Here is a 20789-nt window from a genome sequence, read left to right on the forward strand (position 1 = left end):
CTCCGCCACATGTTGCCGCAAATCGGCAGACAACAAGAATAGGTTGGCGATGGCCTTCACTGATATCTTCATCAAGCGCCCGGTGCTGTCGGTCGTCGTCAGCCTGCTGATCCTGCTGATCGGCCTGCGCGCGGCGATGGTGCTGCCGATCCGGCAATATCCGAACCTCTCGAACACCGTCGTGACGATCACCACGTCGTATCCGGGTGCGTCGCCCGAACTGATCAACGGCTTCATCACGACGCCGATCGAGCAGGCCGTCGCCTCGGCCGAAGGCGTCGACTACATGACGTCGAACTCGGTGCTCGGTACCTCGACGATTCAAGTTTACGTCAAGCTAAATCACGATCCTAACCAGGCGCTGACCGAGGTGCTCGCCAAGGTCAACTCGGTCAAATATTTGATCCCGAAGGAAGCATTCGACCCTGTTGTCAGCAAGGCGACCGGCGACACCATCGCGGTGATGTATCTCGGCTTCTCCAGCGAGGAACTGACCGGGTCGGCGATCTCGGATTACCTGACCCGCGTCGTGCAGCCGGTGCTCTCGACGGTCGACGGTGTCGCATCGGCCGACATTCTCGGCGGCCAGACCTTTGCGATGCGCGTCTGGCTCGATCCGACCCGGATGGCTGGACGTGGCGTGTCGCCCAACGACGTTGCCGCCGCGATCGCCGCCAACAACTTCCAGGCGGCCGCCGGCCAGACCAAGGGCTTTTTCATCGTCTCCAACGTGTCGGCCAACACCGACCTTCAGAACATCGATCAGTTCAAGCGAATGATCGTGAAGTCGAAGGACGGCGGGTTCGTGCGCATCGAGGACATCGCGACGGTAGAACTCGCGGCGCAGAGCACGGACTCCAGCGTCGCCTTCAACGGCGAGCATGCGATCTTCATCGGCATCAAGGCGACGCCGCAGGGCAACCCGCTGACGCTGGTGAAGGGCGTGCGCGATCTGTTCCCCAGCCTCGAGCGCAATTTGCCGCCGTCGATGAAGATGAAGGTGGCCTATGACTCCACCAAGTTCATCCAATCGTCGATCGACGAGGTCGAGAAGACGCTCTCCGAAGCGGTTCTGATCGTCGTCGTCGTGATCTTCCTGTTCCTGGCATCGTTCCGGTCGGTGATCATCCCGGTCGTGACGATCCCGCTGTCGCTGGTCGGCGTCTGCATCCTGATGCTGGCCGCCGGATTCAGCTTCAACCTGCTGACGCTGCTGGCGATGGTGCTGGCGATCGGGCTCGTGGTCGACGACGCCATCGTCGTGGTGGAAAACATCCATCGCCATCTCGAAGAGGGCCTGCCACCAGTGCAGGCTTCGCTGAAAGGCGCGCGAGAAATCGTGGGCCCTGTCGTCTCCATGACGATCACGCTCGCAGCGGTGTACGCGCCGATCGGCTTCCTCGGCGGCGTGACCGGCACGCTGTTCCGCGAATTCGCCTTCACGCTGGCCGGCTCGGTGATCGTGTCGGGTGTGATCGCGCTGACGCTGTCGCCGATGATGTGCTCGGTGTTCCTCAAGAATACGGAAGAGGGGCGTTTCGCCAAACTGGTCAATCGCGTGTTCGGCGCGATGACTCGCGCCTATGGCCGCCAACTCGACCGCTCGCTTGACTACCGCCCGATCACGGCCCTGTTCGCGCTGACCATTTTTGGCCTCGTGGGCTTTCTCTTCATGCACACCCAGAGTGAACTGGCGCCACAGGAGGACCAGGGCATCGTGTTCGCGGTGACCAAGGCGCCGAAATACGCCAACATCGACTACATCGACTTCTACGGCGACAAGATGGACAAGGAGTTCCAAAAGTTTCCGGAAACCGACCTGCGCTTCGTCCTGAACGGCCTCACCGGTCCGCAGGGCGGCTTCGCCGGCATGCTGCTCAAGCCTTGGGATGAGCGCAAGCGCTCCGCGCAGGCGCTGCAGCCGCTGGTTCAGGCGGAGCTCTCGAAGATCGAGGGCGTCAATGCGTTCGCCTTCAGCCTGCCGCCGCTGCCCGGCGGACCAGGCGGTCTGCCAGTCCAGATGGTGATCAGCTCGACGGCCGGGTTCGAGCAGGTGTTCGACCAGATGAACAAGCTGAAGACTGCCGCGCGCAGCAGCGGCCTGTTCATCGTCAGCGACAGCGACCTCGACTTCAACCAGCCGGTGGTCAGAGTGAAGGTCGATCGCTCCAAGGCGAGCGACCTCGGCATCACCATGCAGTCGATCGGTGGCGCGCTGGCGACGCTGCTCGGCGGCAACTATGTTAACCGCTTCAACCTGGAAGGGCGCTCCTATCAGGTGATCCCGCAGGTGCCGCGCATCAACCGGCTGGCGCCGGAGTCGTTCGATAACTATTACGTGCCAACCGCGACCGGGCAGCAGGTGCGGCTCTCGACCGTTGTTACGGTCGAGACCGGCGTCGATCCGAACGCGCTGACCCATTACAACCAGCTCAACTCGTCGACTTTCCAGGCCGTTCCGATGCCGGGCGTCTCGATGGGGCAGGCGGTCGACTTCCTGACAGGCGAAGCCAAGAAGCTGCCGTCCGGCTTCACCTACGACTTCCTCGCCGATTCCAGACAGTATGTTCACGAAGGCGGTCAGCTGCTTGTCACCGGCATATTCGCTGCGATCATCATCTTCCTGGTGCTGGCAGCGCAGTTCGAGAGCTTGCGTGACCCTTGCGTGATCATGATCAGCGTGCCGATGGCGATCGTCGGCGCCCTGATCCCGTTGTTCTTCGGCTTGGCGACCATGAACATCTATACCCAGGTGGGCCTGCTGACGCTGGTCGGACTGATCACCAAGCACGGTATCCTCATGGTGGAATTCGCCAACGAGCTGCAGCTCAACGAGGGGCTCGACCGCCGCGCGGCGATCGAGATGGCGGCCCGCATTCGTCTGCGTCCGATCCTGATGACGACGGCCGCGATGGTGACCGGCTTGCTGCCGCTGCTGACGGCCTCAGGCGCCGGCGCTGCCAGCCGTTTCTCGATCGGTCTCGTTATTGTCGCCGGCATGACGATTGGCACCCTGTTCACGCTGTTCGTGCTGCCAATGGTCTACACGGTGATCGCGACCGACCACCAGGCTGCGGCCAACTCGGAACGCGCCAAGCAGATCGCCGATTTCGATGTCGGCGGTGGTCAGGGTGCGCTGAAACCGACCTGAGCCCTCGAGGCTCGTACTCAAAGAAAAGGCGGCACTGGCGAAAGCCATTGCCGCCTTTTCTTTGTGCCGTAATATCGTCTCTGCGCAGGGCAGGAACTTTTTCGTTTGACGCGTTTTCTTCACGCGAACCGGGATCCACTTCGCTCGAAAACGCTATGGAACAAGATCTGGAGGAACAGACATGGTAAGCGATTTCGCGGCCGGCAATTACCGGTTCATTCCCGCCGTATTCCAGTATTCAAGCGGCGCGCAGGCGAGCCCCGGCTATGAGATCGAGCGGGTGCGGTTCGATCAACCGGTGCCGCTCGCCGAAGGCTTTGCGCGGATCGCCGCAACCATCCAGGGCGCAGGCCGGCCGTTGACTGCGTTCTGCGCCTGCGAGTTGCGCTCGCCCGCCGCCTTCACCGAAGACGGCTTTCGCGCCTTCAACCAGCATTACGTCAAGACGCTCGCGGAATGGGACCTGTTCGACGGCACCACCAATCCGGTGGCGCGCAGCAATGTCTGCCCCGAGATCGACCCGCCGTCGGAGCCGTCATTCTACGCGTTCTCGTTCACGCGGCCGAGCGCGACCGAGTCACCGTCCTTCGTGATCGCTGGAGGTGCCGAGGCGCGCGGCGGCCCTGGCAGCTACCCGGAGCGCATCGTGCGCTATCGCGACCTCAGCCCCGACGCGTGGCGGGAGAAGGTTCGCTTCACAGCGAGCGAGATGGAGCGCCGCCTTGCCGAATTCGGCTTCGGCTGGAAGGAGACGACAGCCGTGCAGGCCTACACCGTGCACGATATCCACCCCGTGATCGCAGACGAACTGGTCCGCTGCGGCGCCACGCGCTCCGGCCTGACCTGGCACTTCGCCCGCCCGCCGGTGGTCGATCTCGAATACGAGATGGATTGCCGGAGGGTGCTGCGGGAGGTGGTGATTTAGCGTTCTCCGTCATTGCGAGAAGCCAACGGGTCGCGCGAATGCGCGCCCGATGACAGGCTCCGCGACGAAGCAATCCATCGCGCCGTGCGTTCGGTGACAATGGATTGCTTCGCTTCGCTCGCAATGATGTGGATAGTGCGGTGCGCACAATTCATCTCCGTCATCCTGAGGCGCGAGCGGAGCGAGCCTCGAAGGATGAATCGGCCACAGCCGGGCCGTGCATCCTTCGAAACGCGCGCAAGAGCGCGCTCCTCAGGATGACGGTGCTTTCCGCCGCAGCGCTTGTACTCAATCGCGCACGAACAGCTTCTGCTTTGTCGCATCTATTGTTTTACCCACGAGCGCCGACAGATCTTCGGCACTGAAGACGATTTCGACACCACGAACGGTGTCGATGACATCAGGTGGAACCTCGGACTTCCAGTAGGCGCCGAGTATCCAGCCGGCCCCTTGGCTGGACCAGGCGGCGTCGCCGGGCCCCTTGGATTTTTGCTCATGGGCCCAGCCGATCGCAGCGATCCGATCGCCTCCGGCCGCGCGACGAACCTCTCGCATGAACGATTGTATCAGCGCCAGTGCGGCATCGCTTAGTTTGACGGAGCCGAGAGGTGGAGCTCCCTTGCGAAAGTCGGCGTCCCGCTCGGCCGTGCGGGGCTGAGCGGGGACCTTGTCGCCCTCCTTTGCGAACAGCTCGGGATACGCATCGAATGTAATCTTGCCGGCGAATGAGAGTTCGATGGCGGCGTCGATCAAAGCCTCAGCCGCTTTCCTGGCGGCGCTCTCATCGACCGACCTGTCAGACCCATCGCCACCGAGCTCAACGATGCTCTTCTGCAAGCGCGCCACTTCGATCGTAAGGCGGTTGGCTGCCGCTCTTCCGATATCTCGCGACGTGGCGCTGACGACCTTGGGAATCGCTGACGGCGAAAACGGCTGCTCGACGACGTCCGGATGGGCTCGGTAGATCGGAACGAGAAGGGTGCGATAAAGATCGTCACGAACTGAATCCGACCGTGAGCGACCGTCGTCTGCGTCGGCTAACAATCGACAGGCTTTCCGAACGTGTTGGACGACGTAGACCGCGGCGCGGCGGCTGATCTGCATTGGTGCGGCCGGCTTGGTGCGCTCCACGGCGGCATCGTCCACGCGGCACGGCTCGCCGCGCGCGATCGGCGTGCTCCTGGGAAGGTCGAGCGAAGCGGCATGCGCCGCTGTGACCAATCCGCCGATCAAGATTGCTGAAATGAGGAACCGCATGAATGCCTCGAACGGAAGCCATGGCCGGCTGGCGCTGTGAGGATCGTCGCCCCACGTAAACAATCCGTGCATCCCGTAGTTGCGATTTGAGCGATGTGCTCACCGCGCCTTCGGGTCCAGCGCGTCGCGCAGGCCGTCGCCGACCAGGTTGAAACTGAGCACCACCAGGAAGATCGCGAGCCCCGGCCAGATCGCCATCCAGGGCGCGTTGGTGAGGAAGCGCTGGGCGGCGTTGAGCATGCTGCCCCAGGATGGCAATGGCGGCTGCTGACCGAGACCGAGGAAGGAGAGCGCGGCTTCCGCAATGATCGCGGCCGCGATCGACAGCGTCGCCTGCACCAGCAACGCCGGCATGATGTTCGGCAGGATGTGGAACAGCGCGATGCGCCAGCGCGGGTTGCCCATGGCGCGAGCGGCCTCGACATAGTCCTCGACCTTGACGCTCATCACCTGGCCGCGGGTCAGCCGGATGAAGACCGGCGTCGCCGAGATGCCGATTGCGATCATCGCATTGCCGAGGCTGGGCCCAAGGAAGGCCGCGAGCGCGATCGCGAGGATCAAAAACGGGCAGGCCAGCATCGCATCGGTGATGCGCCCGATCAGCGCATCGATGAAGCCGCCGCGATAGCCGGCGAGCAGCCCGAGCGGAACGCCGATCGTGAGTGCGATGCCGACCGAGATTGCGCCCGCCAGCAGCGAGGCGCGGGCGCCGAACACGACGCGCGCGAGCACGTCGCGGCCGAGATCGTCGGTGCCGAACCAGTGCTGCGCCGACGGGCCCTTGCGCACCAGCGACCAGCTGGTCGCGATCGGATCGTAGGGCACGACCAGCGGCGCTGAGATCGCCAGCAGAACGAAGATTGCAATCACGATGAGACCAATGACGGCGCCCTTGCGTTTCATCAACCGTCGCCAGGCGCGGCGCGCCGGGCTTTCCAGCTCGTCTGTTGCGGTGAGGGGGATCGCGCCGAGGGCGGTGTCGGTCATCGCGTCAGCCCCTCAGCCGCGGGTTGACGAGGATGTAGGCGATGTCGGCAATCAGGTTGAGCGCGATGTAGATCGTCGCGGTGGTCAGGACCACGCCTTGCACCACGGCGTAATCGCGGTTGAATACGGCGTCGACGATCAGCTTGCCGAAGCCGGGGATCGAGAAGATCTGCTCGGTCAGCACTGCGCCCGACAGCAGCGTGCCAAGCTCGAGCGCGCCGAGCGTGATGATCGGCGTCAGCGCGTTGCGCATCGCATGCTTGAGGATTACCGCCCGCTCCGACAGGCCCTTGGCGCGCGCGGTGCGGACATAGTCGCTTTCCAAGACCTGCAGCATGGCGCTGCGGGTGTGCCGCATCAGGATCGCCGCGATCGCGTTGCCGAGCACGAAAGCCGGCATGATCGACGCGGCGAGACTGGCGCGCCAGTCCTCGCTCAGCGGCACGTAGCCGGAGGCCGGCAGCCAACCTAGTTTGATCGAGAACAGGAAGATCAGCATGATGCCGAGCCAGAAATTCGGCGTCGAGATGCCCCACAGCGCGAACAGATTGGCGCCATAGTCCCAGGCGGTGCCTTTCTTGACCGCCGAGATAATGCCGGCGGGAATGCCGATCAGGAAGGCGATCACGATCGCCATACCGGCGATCTGCATCGTCACCGGCAGTTTCTGCGCGATCAGGCTCAGCACCGGCATCTTGTTGCGCAAGGACTCGCCGAAGTCGCCGGACAGCACGCCCTTGATCCAGTAGACATATTGCACCGGGATCGGCTGATCGAGGTGATATTGCTGGCGGATCTGCTCGATGACGGCGGGGTCGCGCTCCTCGCCGGCCATCACCAGCGCGGGATCGCCCGGCAGCAGATGCTGCAGCGAGAAGATCAGGACCGAGACGAAGAACAGCGTCGGGACGATCTGGACCAGCCGCTTGGCGAGGAAGTTCAGCATGAGTTCCCTCGTGTCCCGGGCGCAGCGCAGCGCAAAGCGATGCGGTGCAGAACCGGGACCCATGCTTGCCTCGCGATGGGTCCCGGAACAGCATTGCACCGCTGCCGCGCTGCAACGCATCCGGGACGCGAGCGCCGGGCGTGCATCTTCATTTCAGCTTCAGCCCGACCACCCGCACCAGTCCGTCCGGCATCTGCCGGTAGCCTTCGACCTTGGTGGTGTGAGCGATCAAGAGCTTGCGGTGAAACAGGTAGATGATCGGCTCATCATTGAGCAGGATCTTGGTCAGCTTCTCGTAGATCGCCTTGCGCTGCGCGGGATCGGCGATCAACCGCGCATCCTCCATTAGTTGGTCGGCGTCCGGACTGGAATAGCCGCCGTCGTTCTGCGGCGCCTTTGAGTGCATGAAGACGTAGGAATTGCCGTCGGGATCGATCCGGCCGCTCCAGTTGATCTGGAATACCTGGAATTCGCCGGCCTGGGCCTGCTTGAAAGTGGTGGCAAACTCGACGACGCGGATCTTGAGGTCGAAGCCGGCTTCGGCCGCCATCGATTGCACGACCTGGGCCACTGCCTCATACTCCGAGCCCTTGGGGATCATGTAGTCGACGGTCACAGGCAGTGCGACGCCGGCTTCCTTCAGCAGCGCCTTGGCCTTGGCGATGTCGCTGCCGCGAACCGGAAACGCCTTCTGATAATAGGGATGGGTCGGAGAAACCCACTGATTGCCCGGCGTGAATTCGCCGTTGAACACGACCTGGTTGAGCGCCTCGCGATCGATCGATAGATCAAGTGCCTGGCGCACCTTTTCCGACTGACTGAGCGGTCCTTTGGCCTTGTCGTTGCCGATATTGATGGTGAGGCCGAGATAGCCGAGCTCGGGCGCGGTCGACAGCACGAGCTTCGGATCGGCGCGGACATCCTTGATGTCGGTCGCCAGCACGCGTTCGATCAGATCAAGCCCGCCGGATTTCAGATTGGCGAGCCGCACGGTGGCGTCGACGATCGGCAAATAGACGATGCGGTCGATGAAGATGTTGTCTTTGTTCCAGTAGTCGGCGAACTTCTCGAACACGATGCGGTCCTGCTGCACCCGCTCGACGAATTTGTACGGCCCGGCGCAGACCGGATGCAGGCCGAACTTGTCGCCGGCCTCCTTGGCCGCCTTCGGCGACACCATCATGCCGGCGCGGTCGGTGAGCTGGGCAACCAGCGGCGAGTACGGCGTCTTCAGCACCAGCTTGATGGTGAGCGGGTCGACCACCTCGACATGATCGACGCTGGCAAGCTCCGACTTGCGGAACGAGGTCGGCATCGTCATGTGGCGTTCGATCGAGAACTTTGCCGCTTCCGCGTCGAACAGCTCGCCGTCCTGGAATTTGACGCCGGGGCGCAGCTTGATCGTGACTTCCTTGCCGTCCGCCGAAGTCTCGTGCGAGAGCGCAAGCTGCGGCACGATGTTGAGTTTCTCGTCGATGTCGAACAGCTTGTCGCAGAAGGCGGCGAATACGATGCGGCCGACATAGGTGCGCGCGGTCGAGGGGTCGAGGATGTCAGGGTCCTCGGCGAGGCCGATGCGCAACGTGGTCTGGGCTTGAGCCTGGCTCTGGACGCCTGCGCCGAGCGCCAGCAACAGGGCCGCGGCGGTCGCCGCCTTCAGAAACATCCTCATCATACCGTTCCCCATGTTGACGCGCCGGCCGGTGTCCCGATAGTACCAACCCCGGAACGTGCGGCCCCTTCCGAAGGGCCGCTGAAAGCCGCGATCAATTTCTCCAGCGCCGGTGAGAAGCCGCCGTCGGACGGGACGATCGCATCCGCCGGCGGCAGCTCTGCGGTCCGGTGACACGCCGTTGCATGTCCGGTGCCATCATCGCTAAGCTGCGGCACTTCGGCGCGGCAGCGCGCGACCACATAGGGGCAGCGGGTGTGGAAGCGGCAGCCGGAAGGCGGATCGAGCGCGCTCGGCATGTCTCCCTGCAGCACAATGCGGCTGCGCTTCGCCTTCGGTTTAGGCACCGGGATCGCCGACAGCAGCGCGCGGCTATAGGGATGGCGCGGGGCGGCGAACAGCGCATCGGCGTTCGCGGTTTCGACGATGGTGCCGAGATTCATGACGGCGACGCGGTCGGCGATGTGCTTGACCACCGCGAGGTCATGCGAGACGAAAATATACGCAAGCCCGAGGCGATCCTGCAGGTCGCGCAACAGATTGAGGATCTGCGATCGGATCGAGACGTCGAGCGCGGACACCGGCTCGTCGCAGATGATCAGCTTCGGCTCGACCGCAAGCGCCCGGGCAATCGCGATGCGCTGGCGCTGGCCGCCGGAGAATTCATGCGGGTAGCGGCGGGCGAAGCGCGGCTCGAGCCCGACCAGGCGCAGCAGCTCCTCGACTCGCTCGCGGCGGCGCGTTGATGGCACCAAATCATGCAGTGCCAGCGGTTCGATCAGGATCTGGCTCACCGTCATCCGCGGGTTGAGCGAGGCATAGGGGTCCTGGAAGATGATCTGCGCGTCGCGGCGGAACGCGCGCAACTGTGTAGCATTGAGCGCGCCGAGATCGCGGCCCTCGAAACGGACGGTGCCTGCGTCGGGCTCGATCAGCCGCAGCACCAGCCGGCTGACGGTGGATTTGCCGCAGCCGGATTCGCCGACCAGCGCGAGCGTCTTTCCGGCCTCGACCGTGAAGCTGACGCCGTCGACGGCCTTCACATGGGCGGTCGGGCGGCCGAACACCGAGCGCGCGGCGACGAAGTGCTTGACCAGGCCCTCGACCTCGAGCAGCGCGGTCATGACACCAGCCGTTCTAGCGGCGCCCTGATGCAGCGCGAGGCGTGGGTGGCGCTCAGCATCGCGAGCGGCGGCGGGGTCTTGATGCAGTCGTCTTCGACGAACGGGCAGCGCGCGGCGAAGCGGCAGCCCGCCGGCGGGTTCGCCATGTTCGGCACCATGCCCTCGATGGTGGCGAGATGGGTGGTGCGGCGGTCGAGCCGCGGGATCGAGCCGAGCAGGCCGACCGTATAGGGATGCTGCGGATTGGCGAAGAGATCGTCGACGGGTGCGCGCTCGACGATCTCACCGGCATACATCACCGCGACCTCGTCGCAGACTTCGGCGACGACGCCGAGATCGTGGGTGATCAGGATGATCGCCGCCCCGCTCGCATCCTTCAGCTCGCGCATCAGATCGAGGATCTGCGCCTGCAGGGTGACGTCGAGCGCGGTGGTCGGCTCGTCCGCGATCAGAAGCTGCGGGTCGCAGGCCAGCGCCATCGCGATCATCACGCGCTGGCGCATGCCGCCGGAAAGCTTGTGCGGATAGTCGTCGATGCGCTTGTCGGGTGAGGGGATGTGGACGCGGCGCAACAGCGCGATGGCGCGCTCGCGCGCACTGCGCCGCGAGCCGCCGCGGTGACGCAGGATGGTCTCGACGATCTGGTCGCCGATCGTAAAACTCGGGTTGAGCGAGGTCATCGGCTCCTGGAAGATCATCGCAAGCCGATTGCCGCGCAAATCGCGCAGCGTCTGGTCGGGAACGTCGAGCAGATCGAAGCCGTCGAAGCGGATCGCGCCGGTGACGGCGGCGGATTGCTTCGGCAGCAAGCCCATGATCGCAAGCGAAGTCACGCTCTTGCCGCAACCGGATTCGCCGACCAGGCCAAGGGTTGCGCCCTTGGCGACGCTGAGATCGACCCGATCGACGGCGTGCGTGGTGCGGCCGTCATCGCCGTGGAAGATGACGCGCAGGCCCTCGATCTCGATCAGCGGGCCAGCCGTCATCCCTGGCTCTTCGCTGCGGCATCGATGGCGGCGTCAATGATGGTACGGTCGGTGATCCCGGCGGGATTGTCGCGGGTCGGCATGAATTTTCGGAAATGCACCCAGCGCTCGCGGCTGACCGCCTCCAGCCGCTCCAGCTCGCGCAGGGGATCGGCATGGTCGTCGACCCGCAGGTCGAGATCGGACCATTCCTCCGTGCCATGGATCAAGAGCGCCGCCGATTGCTTGCCGCGCTTGTCGCCCCCGGCGGCCTCGCCGGCGAACATGGCCTTGATCAGGCGCTGCGCGAACGGCAGCGTCGCATTGGCGGCATAGGCTTTCGCGGTGTCGTCGAGCACCGCGGGACCAACCAGCATGTTGCCGGCGATCGAAAAGCCATCGCCCGAGATATGGCCAAACCAGTCGACGCAGTCGCTACCGGAATGCGCTGATATGCGGCCCTTGACGTCCATGACATGGACCTGCCGGCTCTCGCGTCCGGCATCAGTGGCGAGCAGCGCCGCGATGACGTCGTCCGGACTCTTGCCCTCGCGCAGCAGTGTGACACCGTCGATGCCGTAATACGGATTGACCATCGCCTGCGTCGCTATCGCGCCGATGCCGGCCGCGATATGGGGCACGCGGGCACCGACCGCAAAGAACCGCGTCGCAACCGCGATGCCGAACTGGCCGGTGGCGCTATCGCGGGCGATGATCGACCAGGTCATCTCAAGCCTCTATCTAGCGGCCCGCCGCGTAGCCCTGCATGCCGCGCGGGTTGGCAGCGGCGCGGCGGCGGGGGCCGACTTTCGAGGCCGCGGTGAGGCGGCCTTCCGACCAATCGGGGCCGATCTCCACCACATGGCCACGCCGCTTCAATTCGTCGACGGTCGGCTTCGGTACGCGATTTTCCAGCACCAGCACGCCGGGTCGCGCGGTGCGTGGCCAGAACGAAATCGGGAAATGCTCGGAGTGCCAGGCCGGCGCGTCGATCGCCTCCTGCAGATTCATCTTGGCGTGAACGTGCCGCAGGAAGAACTGCGTGATCCACTGATCCTGCTGGTCGCCGCCTGGCGAACCCCATGCGAGATACGGCTCGCCGTCGCGCAGCGCCATGGTCGGCGACAGCGTGGTACGCGGCCGCTTGCCCGGCGCCAGCGCGGCCGGGTGGTTTTCCTCCAGCCAGAACATCTGCGCGCGGCTGCCGAGACAGAAGCCAAGTTCGGGAATGACAGGCGAGGACTGCAGCCAGCCGCCGGACGGCGTCGCCGAGATCATGTTGCCGGCCTTGTCGATGATGTCGAAATGCACGGTGTCGCCACGCACCTCGCCGAAGCGGCCGACCGTTGGCTCGCCGGCACCCATGGCGCCGACGGCTTCGCGGTGCCCCTCCGCGCGGCGCAGCTTGACGACGGCACCGAAGCCCTCGACCGAGCCGGGAATAAAGTCGAGCGACGCCTTGTCCTTTGAGATCAGCTTGCGGCGTTCGTCATTATAGGCGTCCGACAGCAGCGTCTCGATCGGGATCTCGGTGAATTTGGGATCGCCGTAGAACGTCTCGCGGTCGGCATAGGCAAGCTTGGCGCATTCGATCTGCAGATGGATGAAGTCGGGACCGACAGGATCGAGCCCGTCGAGATCAAAGCCCTTCAGCAGCGCGAGCTGCTGCAGCATCACCGGGCCCTGGCTCCAGACGCCGGCTTTTTGGACGGTGTAGCGGCCGTAATCATAAGTGAGCGGTGCTTCGATCGTCGGTTGCCAACGCGCCATGTCGTCGGCGGTCAGCACGCCACGATGCGGTGAGCCCGAGACGTCCATGACGTCCTGGGTGCGGCAGAATTTGTCGATCGCCTCGGCGACAAAACCCTTGGACCAGGACTGGCGCGCACGCTCGATCTGCGCCACACGGTCGCCGCCGGCGCTCTCGGCCTCGTTAAGAATGCGGGTGTAGGTCTCCGCAAGCCGCTTGTTGGTGAAGATCGTGCCGGGCTTCGGCACTTCGCCGTTAGGCAGATAGACATCCGCCGAGGTGGTCCAGTATTTCCGGAACAATTGCTCGACGATCTGGATGGTGGCGGAGGCGCGCTCGACCAGCGGATAGCCGTCGCGCGCATAGATGATTGCGGGCTCCAGCACGTCGCGGAGCTTCACAGTTCCGTAGTCGCGCAGCAGCAGCATCCATGTCTCGAACGTGCCGGGCACGCAGGCAGCAAGTAGCCCGGTGCCGGGCACCATCTCGAGGCCCTCGCTGCGGTAATGCGCGATCGTCGCCTTGGCCGGCGCCGGACCCTGGCCGCAGATCACTTCGCTCTTGCCGCGCTTCACATCGTGCACAATGATCGGAACGTCACCGCCGGGTCCGTTCAGATGCGGCTCGACCACCTGCAGCGTGAAGGCCGCCGCGACGCCGGCGTCGAAGGCATTGCCGCCCTTCTCCAGGATCCCCATGCCGACCGCGGTGGCGATCCAGTGCGTCGAGGTGACGACGCCGAACGTGCCTTCGATTTCAGGCCGGGTGGTGAACGGATCGGGATTGACGTTGCTCATGCGGCTTCACTGTCCAAGGGCTTGTTGCGGCGCACTTGATCACAGGCGGCCTGGGATGCCAACCGTCTGGTGCACATGGCTGCTCGCATCCGCGTGATCACGCCGGAACAGCCGCGACCGGGCTGTTGACGGCGTGGCAGGCCACGCCATTGATCAGATCCGGCGCCTTCTGGCGGCACAACTCGAATGTCAGCGGGCAGCGCGGGTTGAAGGCGCATCCTGGCGGCGGATCGATCGGGTTGGGGATTTCGCCCTTGACCGGAATGCGCTGGCGGCCGGACATCGCCAGATCGGGAACCGCGCCGAGCAACATCCTTGTGTAGGGCATCTGCGGATCATCGAACAGCTTTCGGCTTTCGGCGATCTCGACGATGCGGCCGAGATACATCACGCCGATCCGGGTCGCCATGTGGCGGACCACGGCGAGGTTGTGGCTGATAAAGAGATAGGTCAGGCCGAATTTGTCCTGCAAGTCGCGCATCAGATTGAGGATCTGCGCCTGCACGGAAACATCGAGCGCCGAGGTCGGCTCGTCGCAGACGATGAACTCGGCTTCCGAGGCCAGCGCGCGGGCGATCGCGATGCGCTGGCGCTGGCCGCCGGAAAATTCATGCGGGAATTTCAGGCCGTCGTCGGGGTGCAGTCCGACCAGCGTTAGCAATTCGCCGACGCGCGCCTTGATGTCGCGCTCGCCCTGGATCAGCGCGAAGGCGCGGATCGGCTCGGCAACGATGGCATCGACGCGGTAGCGCGGATTGAGGCTCGCATAGGGATCCTGGAAGATCATCTGGATGCGGCGGCGCAGACGGCGGCGCTCCTGGGCTTGCCGCGGGTTGGTCATCGAGACACCGTCGATGACGACTTCGCCGGAGCTTGGCGGCAACAGACCTACGACCATGCGCGCGACCGTGGTCTTGCCGGAGCCGGATTCACCGACCAGCGCGAAGGTCTCGCCGCGCTTGATGTCGAAGGTGACGCCGTCGACCGCCTTCAGGAATTCGAGATGGCCGCCTTCGAGCACGCGGTTGAGCCACGGCTTCGAGACGTCGAAGACGCGGCGCAGGTTCTTCACCTCGATCAGCGTCCCGCTCATGCCGCTGTGACCTTCGCGGGCTCGAACAGATGGCAGGCGACCGCTTGCGTGCCGTGCAGAATCGGCTCGGGCCGCTCGACGCGGCAGCGGTCGAACACAAAGGCGCAACGCGGATTGAACGGGCAGCCCGGCGGGATCGCCGACAGCCGCGGCATCGATCCGGGAATCTGCACCAGCCGCTTGTCCTCGCCCGCGAGCGTCGGGATCGCGCCCATCAGGCCCTTGGCGTAGGGATGCAGCGGATTGCGCACGACGTCCTGCACCGGACCGATTTCGGCGATGCGGCCCGAATACATCACGGCGACGCGGTCGCAGGTTTCGGCGATCACGCCCATGTCATGGGTCACCAGCATCACCGCGGTGCCGTGGTCACGCCCGAGCCGCTTGATCAGCGCGATGATCTGCGCCTGCACCGAGACGTCGAGCGCGGTCGTCGGTTCGTCGGCGATGATCAGTTCGGGCTCGGCACAGATCGCCAGCGCAATAACGACGCGCTGGCGCATGCCGCCGGAGAATTCGTGAGGGTAGCCGTCGATGCGTTTCTCCGGCGCGGGAATCCCGACCTCGGCGAGCAGGTCGATGGCGCGTTTGCGCGCTGCGCTCTCGCCGAGATTGGTGTGGGTGCGGATGGTCTCGATGATTTGATCGCCGATCCGGTACAGCGGATTGAGGCTGGTCAGCGGATCCTGGAAGATCATGCCGATCCGTTTTCCCCGGATGCGGCGGATTTCTTCCGGTGGCAGACGATCGATCCGCATGCCCGACAGCTCGATCTGGCCGGCGGAGATGCGGCCCGGCGGATCTATCAGCCCGATCACGGCAAGGCCCGTCACCGACTTGCCGGCGCCGGACTCGCCAACCACGCCGAGCACCTCGCCCTTGGCGATATCGAACGACACGCCGTTGATCGCGTGCAAGACGGCGCGCCGGGTGACGAATTCCACCTCGAGGTTGCGGACGGAGAGGACAGGCTGGGTCATCGGAGCTTTGGATTGAGCGCGTCGCGCAGCCAGTCGCCGAGCAGGTTGATGGACAGGATCAGGCCAGCCAGCGCAATGCCTGGAAAGGCGACGATCCACCATTCGCCGGCGAACAGGTAGTTGTTGCCGATCCGGATCAAGGTGCCGAGCGAAGGCATGGTGTCGGGCATGCCAGCGCCGAGGAACGACAGCGTTGCCTCGGTGATGATCGCAAGCGCGAGATTGATGGTTGCGATGACAAGGATCGGGCCCATGGTGTTCGGCAGCACGTGCCGCAGCATGATGGTCGGCGCCGGCAGGCCGATCAGTTGCGCGGCCGCCACGTAATCCCTGTTCTTCTCGACCATGACCGAGCCGCGTACGGTGCGGGCATACTGCACCCAGAAGCTGAGGCCGATCGCGACCACGAGCACGCCGAGCGTGCTGGTTTCGTCAAGCCGGTTGCCGAGCAGCGATTTGGCGACCCCGTTGACCAGAAGCGCGATCAGGATCGCCGGAAAGGTGAGCTGCACGTCGGCGATCCGCATGATCAGGCTGTCGATCGCGCCGCCGAAATAGCCGGCGATCAGCCCGAGCGCGATGCCGAGTGCGCCGGCAAAGACCACGCCGGCGACACCCACGGCGAGCGAGACGCGCAGGCCGTAGAGGATGGCCGAGAAGACATCGCGGCCCTGCTCGTCGGTGCCGAGCAGGAACGGGCTCTGGCCATCGGCAGTCCACAGCGGCGGAATCCGCGAATTCATCAGTTGCAGTTGCGCGGGATCGAACGGGTTTTGCGCAGATAGCAAGGGCGCGAAGATTGCCAGCAGGAAGAACAGCAGCGTCACGATGGCCGCCGCCATGGTCATCTTCGAGCGGCGGAACGAGTAGAAGATGTCGCTGTCGAGCGCGCGCCGGAACCAGCCGGCGCCGGGCGGGGTCTGTGCACCCTCTTCGCTGCGATGGGGAACAACCGCGTCAGACATGGTTCATCCTTGCCCTATGACGCGCGGCTGACGGTGGCGCGCAAGCGCGGATCGACCACCGTATAGAGGATATCAACCACGAGATTGATGGTGACGAAGATCAGCGAGACCATCAAGAGATACGCGGCCATGATCGGAATATCGACGTTTTGCACGGCCTGCACGAACAGAAGTCCCATGCCCGGCCACTGGAACACGGTTTCGGTGATGATCGAAAATGCAATAACCGAGCCAAACTGCAGCCCGGCGACCGTGATGACGGGAACCAGTGTGTTCTTCAGCGCATGGCCGAAATGGATCGCGCGGGTGGTCAGCCCGCGGGCACGGGCGAAGCGGATGTAGTCGGTGCGCAGCACCTCCAGCATTTCGGCGCGTACCAGCCGCATGATCAGGGTCATCTGGAACAGTCCGAGCGTGATTGATGGCAGGATCAGCGCCTTGAGGCCGGAGAGGGTGAGAAGCCCGGTGGTCCACCAACCGAGCTTCACCACCTGGCCGCGGCCGAAGGAGGGCAGCCAGCCCAGCGTCACCGCGAACAGATAGATCAGGAGGATACCGATCAGGAAGGTCGGCAGCGAGATGCCGACCAGCGAAACAGCCTGGAATAATTTGGCCAGGACGGTGTCGCGCCGCAACGCGGAATAGACCCCCATCAGGATGCCGAACACCATGGCGAGAATGGTGGCGGAGACCGCAAGCTCGAGAGTCGCAGGCAGGCGCTCCTTCAGCAGGTCAGCGACCGGCAGGCGGAATTGATAGGACACGCCGAACTTGAACTGCGCGGCGTTGATGAAGTAGCGGCCGAACTGCACCAGCACGGGATCGTCGAGGCCAAGCGACTGCCGGATCGAGGCACGCTCCGCGGCCGAGGTGTCGATCGAGACGATCTGGCTTACGGGGTCGCCCGCGAAGCGGAACATCGCGAACGAGATGACGCCGACAGCGATCATGACGCCGATGGCCTGCAGCGCGCGGCGAAGAGTGAAAGCGAGCATCTCTACCTTTCACTGCTTTTCAGACTTGTTTTCAAACCAGTCGAGCGACGCTGCGCGGCCGGAAAACGACAAGTCCCGGAAGCAGGGGCTTCCGGGACCGAATTCGCTGGCGTCACTCACTCACCTTGTTTGGTCGCCCAGTACAGCAGGACCTGGTTGTCCGCGCGCTGGGTCAGCTTGACTTTGTTCGATACGCCCCACGCCAGCGCCTGCTGGTGCAACGGGATGTAGCCATATTCCTTGATGACGATCTCGTAGGCCTGCTTGATCAGCTGATCACGCTTGGCGGTGTCGGGTTCGACCAGCACCTTGTCGGTGAGCGCGTCGACCTCCTTGTTGCAATAGCCGCCGAGATTGGCTTCGCCGCGGGTGGAATCCTTTGGATCGTCACGGCAGCCGAGGATATCGTGTAGCACGTTGTGCGAATCGGAGGTGGCGGGCGTCCAGCCGAGCATGAAGAGCGAGGTCTGGTAGCCGCCGGGCTTCAGCACCTTGGCGAAATACTGCGCCTTCGGCTGCGCCAGCAGGTTCACCTTGACACCGATGCGGGCCAGCATGCCGACCACAGCCTGGCAGATCGCGGCGTCGTTGACGTAGCGGTCGTTCGGGCAATCCATGGTGACTTCAAAGCCGTTCGGATAGCCGGCGTCGGCCAGGAGCTTCTTGGCTCCGTCAGGATCCAGCTTCGGCCGAGTGAACTCCTTCGATAGCGGGTAGAGCTGCGGTGCGACCATCAGCACCGAGGGGGTCGACAACCCCCGCATGACGCGGGTCTTGATCAGCTCGACATCTATGGTCTTGTAGAAGGCTTCGCGGACGCGGATGTCTTTGAACGGGTTCTTGCCCTTGACGTTCGAGTACAGAAGCTCATCGCGCGCCACGTCCATGCCGATGAAGAGGGTGCGGATTTCCGGTCCGGTCAGGACGGTGGCATTGCCGCTTGAATTGACGCGCTGGATGTCCTGGATCGGAACCGGCTCGATCACGTCAACGTCGCCCGAGAGCAGCGCGGCGACCCTTGTGGCGTCGGAGCCAATCGAGGTGAAAATGATCTCCTTCAGATTATGCTCCGGCTTGCGCCAGTAGTCCGGATACACCTTGAACACGGTCTTCACGCCGGGCTGGTGGCTCTCGATCATGAAGGCGCCGGTGCCGTTCTCGTGCAATGCAGCGTAGCTCGGCGTGGTCGCGGAGGCCGGCGTCGGCGCGACCGCGTTGTTGTCCTCGCACCACTTCTTGTCCATGATGAACCAGCTATCCCACTGCGAGGTCAGGATGGGATTGGGCGAGTCCAGCGTCACGTCGACCGTATAGTCGTCGACCTTGGTGAACTTGGCGTCGCCCGGAACGTTGCTGAGGAAGTTGGAGCCCTTGGCGCGGACGCGATCGGCGGAGAACAGCACGTCGTCGGCGGTGAAGGGATCGCCATTGTGGAATTTCACGCCCTTGCGCAGATGAAAGCGCCATTTGGTCGGGCTTGGCGTCTCCCAGCTTTCCGCCAATGCCGGGATGATCTTCAAATCCTTGTCGCGCGCGACCAACCCTTCATAGACATGGGCGTGGTGGGCGATCGTCGTGGTTTCCTTCAGCGTATAGGGATCGAGCGATTTGAGTTCGCCCTGGTTGGCGTAGCGCAATGTCTGGGCCGATGCCGGCACAGCCCATGCGACCAGCGCGACTGTTGTCGCTGCAACCAAACTCCAACGTACCGACATCTGACCCCGTTCCCGTTATTGTCCGCCGGTTGCACACGCCCGGTCGGTATTATCGTCCATGTTGCCAGAGTTTGCCCGACGCGCAAGCGCGATTTCCCAAAGGGTTAACCGGTTTGCGCGGGCGCAGCGCAATGACTGGGATTTGAGGATACGCGGTCACCGCAAGCGCGTGACATTCAACTTTCGGAGTGCCAACGTTCATTTCGGCCGCCAGCACCATGGCCTGACGTTCGGACCGGTCACCGAACCGCCTGCCAGCGGAGCTGGTTTGGTTGACCATAACGGATGATTGAGGCTGACTGGGTCCGGGGGTGGGTTGGGGTCGCTTGCGTGACTCACCCTGTCGCGGTGATACTGAGGCGGGTCAGGCGCATTTGAGGAGGCGGACATGAAGGTCAATGTCGAGATAGATTGTACGCCGATCGAAGCGCGACAGTTCATGGGCTTGCCGGACGTGGCGCCGATGCAGGCCGCGGTCATGGACAGACTGCAGCAGCAGATGATCTCGAACATCGACAAGGTTTCGCCAGAGGCCCTGATCCAAAGCTGGTTCACTTTCGATCCCAAGATCGCCGAACGCTTCCAGGACATGTTCGTGACGATGGCCGGCCTCGGCGGCATCGGCAAGAAGGACAAGAAATAGTGGCCGGCGCGGACGGGAGCGCTGAGGTGACCGAACGCCGGTTGCGCCCGCCGGGCCTGTTCCTGATGCTGGCCGAGGCGCGCAGCGTGCTCGAGTTCAACACGAGCCTGTTGCTGTCGCCGCTGCTGATGCAGGCGCCAAAGGGCGACGGCCATCCGGTGCTCGCGTTGCCGGGCTTCCTTGCCAGCGACCTATCGATGGCGCCGATGCGGCGCTATCTGAAGGAGCTCGGCTATGACGCCCATGCCTGGAACCTGGGCCGCAATCTCGGCGGCGTCGCCTCCAAGCGGGGCGCGCTGCGCGATCTCCTGAAGCGGATCCATGAGGCATCCGGGCGCAAGATATCGATCATCGGCTGGAGCCTCGGTGGCGTCTATGCGCGCGATCTCGCGCTGCAGATGCCGGAGCTGGTGCGCTCGGTCATCACGCTCGGTAGTCCGTTTGCCGATGACATCCGCGCAACCAATGCGACGCGACTCTATGAGCTGTTGTCCGGCGAAGGGGTGAACGACATCCCCGAGATCCGCGAGGCGATCGCCGGCGACATGCCGGTGCCCGCGACCTCGATCTATTCTCGTACCGACGGCGTCGTGAACTGGCGTACCACCCAGTTGCGGCCATCGGCGACCGCGGAGAATATCGAGGTGCATCTCGCCAGCCATGTCGGGCTTGGCGTCAACCCGGCGGCCCTCTGGGCGATCGCCGACCGGCTGGCGCAGCCGGAAGGCGAGTTCCGGCATTTTGACCGATCCGGTCCCTTTGCCATTGCCTATGGGCCTGCGGAACAGGCACTATCCTGACTGCAGACACTGTCCTGACTATAT

The 20789-nt window shown here is 64.0% G+C and carries 17 protein-coding genes; 4 read left to right on the forward strand and 13 right to left on the reverse strand.

Annotation, left to right across the window (positions count from 1 at the left end; translation table 11 throughout):
* Positions 1–49: 49 nt before the first annotated feature.
* Together UP10_RS40110 and cnbZ are read left to right on the forward strand one after the other, a co-directional pair.
* Positions 50–3151: an efflux RND transporter permease subunit gene (locus UP10_RS40110; protein ID WP_044592672.1), complete on the forward strand. Its 3102-nt coding sequence runs from the start codon at positions 50–52 to the stop codon at positions 3149–3151.
* 181 nt (positions 3152–3332) lie between these two features.
* Positions 3333–4076 carry a 2-amino-5-chloromuconate deaminase CnbZ gene (gene cnbZ, locus UP10_RS40115; protein ID WP_044592673.1) on the forward strand — a complete coding sequence of 248 codons (744 nt, stop codon included), beginning with the start codon at positions 3333–3335 and terminating at the stop codon, positions 4074–4076.
* A 288-nt stretch (positions 4077–4364) separates the two neighbouring features.
* On the opposite strand, the gene UP10_RS40120 is transcribed toward cnbZ, so the two are convergent.
* The 13 genes from UP10_RS40120 to UP10_RS40180 form a co-directional block, all read right to left on the reverse strand.
* Positions 4365–5222, reverse strand: coding sequence for a hypothetical protein (locus tag UP10_RS40120; RefSeq protein WP_156180731.1), 858 nt, complete (start codon positions 5220–5222; stop codon positions 4365–4367).
* Positions 5223–5432: 210 nt separating this feature from the next.
* The gene (locus tag UP10_RS40125) at positions 5433–6320 is read right to left on the reverse strand and encodes an ABC transporter permease (RefSeq protein WP_044592675.1); all 888 of its coding nucleotides are present in this window, start codon (positions 6318–6320) and stop codon (positions 5433–5435) included.
* Positions 6321–6324: 4 nt separating this feature from the next.
* Complete coding sequence (locus UP10_RS40130; RefSeq protein ID WP_044592676.1) at positions 6325–7266, reverse strand: ABC transporter permease; 942 nt, start codon at positions 7264–7266, stop codon at positions 6325–6327.
* A 148-nt stretch (positions 7267–7414) separates the two neighbouring features.
* A complete protein-coding gene (locus UP10_RS40135) occupies positions 7415–8938 on the reverse strand; it encodes an ABC transporter substrate-binding protein (protein ID WP_082077535.1) in 1524 nt (507 codons plus the stop codon).
* Positions 8938–10062 (reverse strand): ABC transporter ATP-binding protein, encoded by a 1125-nt coding sequence (locus tag UP10_RS40140; RefSeq protein WP_044592677.1) that lies wholly within the window; start codon positions 10060–10062, stop codon positions 8938–8940. Before UP10_RS40140 ends, UP10_RS40135 begins: the two co-directional genes overlap by 1 nt.
* On the reverse strand, positions 10059–11048 hold the full coding sequence (locus UP10_RS40145) for an ABC transporter ATP-binding protein (protein ID WP_044592678.1): 990 nt from the start codon (positions 11046–11048) through the stop codon (positions 10059–10061). Before UP10_RS40145 ends, UP10_RS40140 begins: the two co-directional genes overlap by 4 nt.
* The gene (locus UP10_RS40150; RefSeq protein WP_044592679.1) at positions 11045–11755 is read right to left on the reverse strand and encodes a DUF1028 domain-containing protein; all 711 of its coding nucleotides are present in this window, start codon (positions 11753–11755) and stop codon (positions 11045–11047) included. Before UP10_RS40150 ends, UP10_RS40145 begins: the two co-directional genes overlap by 4 nt.
* Positions 11756–11768: 13 nt before the next feature.
* On the reverse strand, positions 11769–13574 hold the full coding sequence (locus UP10_RS40155; RefSeq protein ID WP_044592680.1) for a gamma-glutamyltransferase family protein: 1806 nt from the start codon (positions 13572–13574) through the stop codon (positions 11769–11771).
* Positions 13575–13671: 97 nt separating this feature from the next.
* Complete coding sequence (locus UP10_RS40160; RefSeq protein WP_044592681.1) at positions 13672–14667, reverse strand: ABC transporter ATP-binding protein; 996 nt, start codon at positions 14665–14667, stop codon at positions 13672–13674.
* Complete coding sequence (locus UP10_RS40165) at positions 14664–15647, reverse strand: ABC transporter ATP-binding protein (RefSeq protein WP_044592682.1); 984 nt, start codon at positions 15645–15647, stop codon at positions 14664–14666. Before UP10_RS40165 ends, UP10_RS40160 begins: the two co-directional genes overlap by 4 nt.
* Positions 15644–16612, reverse strand: coding sequence for an ABC transporter permease (locus tag UP10_RS40170; protein WP_044592683.1), 969 nt, complete (start codon positions 16610–16612; stop codon positions 15644–15646). Before UP10_RS40170 ends, UP10_RS40165 begins: the two co-directional genes overlap by 4 nt.
* 14 nt (positions 16613–16626) lie before the next feature.
* Positions 16627–17607, reverse strand: coding sequence for an ABC transporter permease (locus UP10_RS40175; protein ID WP_044592684.1), 981 nt, complete (start codon positions 17605–17607; stop codon positions 16627–16629).
* A 116-nt stretch (positions 17608–17723) separates the two neighbouring features.
* Positions 17724–19322, reverse strand: a complete 1599-nt coding sequence (locus UP10_RS40180; protein ID WP_044538700.1) for an ABC transporter substrate-binding protein — start codon at positions 19320–19322, stop codon at positions 17724–17726.
* 388 nt (positions 19323–19710) lie between these two features.
* Between UP10_RS40180 and UP10_RS40185 the strand changes: the two genes are divergently transcribed.
* Both UP10_RS40185 and UP10_RS40190 read left to right on the forward strand, forming a co-directional pair.
* Positions 19711–19965, forward strand: coding sequence for a DUF6489 family protein (locus UP10_RS40185; protein WP_044538699.1), 255 nt, complete (start codon positions 19711–19713; stop codon positions 19963–19965).
* Positions 19962–20765 carry an alpha/beta hydrolase gene (locus UP10_RS40190; protein ID WP_044592713.1) on the forward strand — a complete coding sequence of 268 codons (804 nt, stop codon included), beginning with the start codon at positions 19962–19964 and terminating at the stop codon, positions 20763–20765. The genes UP10_RS40185 and UP10_RS40190 overlap by 4 nt, the downstream gene beginning before the upstream one ends.
* Positions 20766–20789 lie beyond the last annotated feature (24 nt).

It is taken from the genome of Bradyrhizobium sp. LTSPM299 (genome assembly GCF_000938235.1).
GTDB lineage: Bacteria > Pseudomonadota > Alphaproteobacteria > Rhizobiales > Xanthobacteraceae > Bradyrhizobium.